Here is a 1,809-nt window from a genome sequence, read left to right on the forward strand (position 1 = left end):
CGGCGCGCACCCCCTTGACCGCGGGCCCCCAGTGCCGGGCCGCCGCGCTCCCGGCGCGCTGCGCGGCGGCGCCGTGCCGTTCGGCGCGCAGGCGCTTCATGACCGCGCCGGTGTCGATGGTGACCGGGCAGGCGGTGACACAGAGGCTGTCGGCCGCGCAACTGTCGACGGCCGCGTAGGCGTAGTCGGCTTCCAGGGCGCGGCGGCGTTCGTCGTCCCCGGCGGCGGTGGCGAGGGCGATCTCGCGCTGCAGCACGATCCGCTGGCGGGGCGTCGTGGTGGCGTCCGCCGTGGGGCAGACGGGCTCGCAGTAGCCGCACTCGACGCACGCGTCGACGGCGGGATCGACCTCGGGAACGCTCTTGAGGTTCCGCAGGTGCGCGTCCGGGTCGTCGGCCAGGAGCACCCCCGGGTTGAGCACGCCGTGCGGGTCGCACAGCCGCTTCACCTCGCGCATCACGTCGTACAGTTCGTCGCCGTACTGGCGGCGGACGAAGGGGGCCATGGCCCGGCCGGTGCCGTGCTCGGCCTTCAGCGTGCCGCCGGCGTCCAGGACGAGGTCGACCATGGCGTCGGTGAACCGGGCGTAGCGCTCGGTCTCCCGGGCGGAGTCGAAGTCCTGGGTGAGCATGAAGTGCAGGTTGCCGTCCCGGGCATGGCCGAAGATCACCGCGTCCTGGTAGCCGTGCCGGTCGAAGAGACCGATCAGCCCCTCGCAGGTGCGGGTCAGCCGCTCCATCGGCACCGCGATGTCCTCCAGCAGCGCGGTGGTCCCGGGCCTGCGCGCTCCCGCGACGGCCGTGTACAGGCCCTTGCGCAGGTGCCAGAGGCGGGCCCTGACCCGCGGGTCGCGCACGAGCCTGGTTCCGGTGACGGCCGGCAGGCGGTTGAGGACCGGCCGTGCCGCGGCCATCCGCGCCTCCAGTTCCTCGGCGCTGTCCTCGGCGAACTCGACCAGCAGTGCCGCGTGTCGCTCGACGCGCAGGCCGTCCAGCTCCTCGACGGGATCCGGGGACTGCTGCGTCACGCGCAGCGAGGCGGCGTCGAGGAGTTCGGCCGTGCGGGCGCCGGCGGCCAGCAGCGCGGGCAGCGCGTCGGTGGCCTCGGCGAGGCCGGGCAGCACCAGCAGGCCGGTGGCGGTGTGCGGCAGGACGGGTACGGTGCGGAAGACGGCCTCCCCGACGAAGCCGAGGGTGCCCTCGCTGCCGATCATGAGGTGGGCGAGGATGCCCGCGGGATCGCTGTGGTCCAGGAACGAGTTGAGCCCGTAGCCCATGGTGTTCTTCATCGAGAACAGCCGCTCGATGGTGGCGCGGGAGCCGGCCGAGGCGCGGACGCGGTCGCGCAACCGCTGCAGCCCGGCGTGCAGTTCGGGCTCGCGGGTGCGCAGCGCCCGGTCCGCGTCGGGGTCCGCGGTGTCGACGACGGTGCCCGAGGGCAGCACGAACTGCAGGGACTCCATGGTCCGGTAGGCGTTGTCCCGGGTGCCGCAGTTCATGCCGCTCGAGTTGTTGGCGACCATGCCGCCGATGGTGCAGGCCGACTCGCTCGCCGGGTCGGGGCCGAGCCTGCGCCCGTAGCGGGCGATCCGCGCATTGGCCTGACGCACCGTCAGTCCCGGTTGCAGGCGGATGCGCCGGCCGTCGTCGAGGACCTCGGCGGCGCGCCAGTGGCTGCGCACGTCCACGAGAATCCCGTCGCCGCCCGCCTGCCCCGCCAGGCTGGTGCCGCCCGAGCGCAGCGTGAGCGGCACCCCGGCGGCGCGGGCCCCGGCCATCAGGGCGCCCACCTCGGCCGCGGACGCGGCGC

The 1,809-nt window shown here is 74.6% G+C and carries 1 protein-coding gene; it reads right to left on the bottom strand.

Annotated features, from left to right (window positions below; all coding sequences use genetic code 11):
- Window positions 1–1,809 (bottom strand): FAD-binding and (Fe-S)-binding domain-containing protein (locus tag ACLU3S_RS36840; protein WP_413956327.1); only part of this gene is annotated, 1,809 nt, incomplete at both ends.

Source organism: Streptomyces sp. AF1A (assembly GCF_047340315.1).
Lineage (GTDB): Bacteria > Actinomycetota > Actinomycetes > Streptomycetales > Streptomycetaceae > Streptomyces.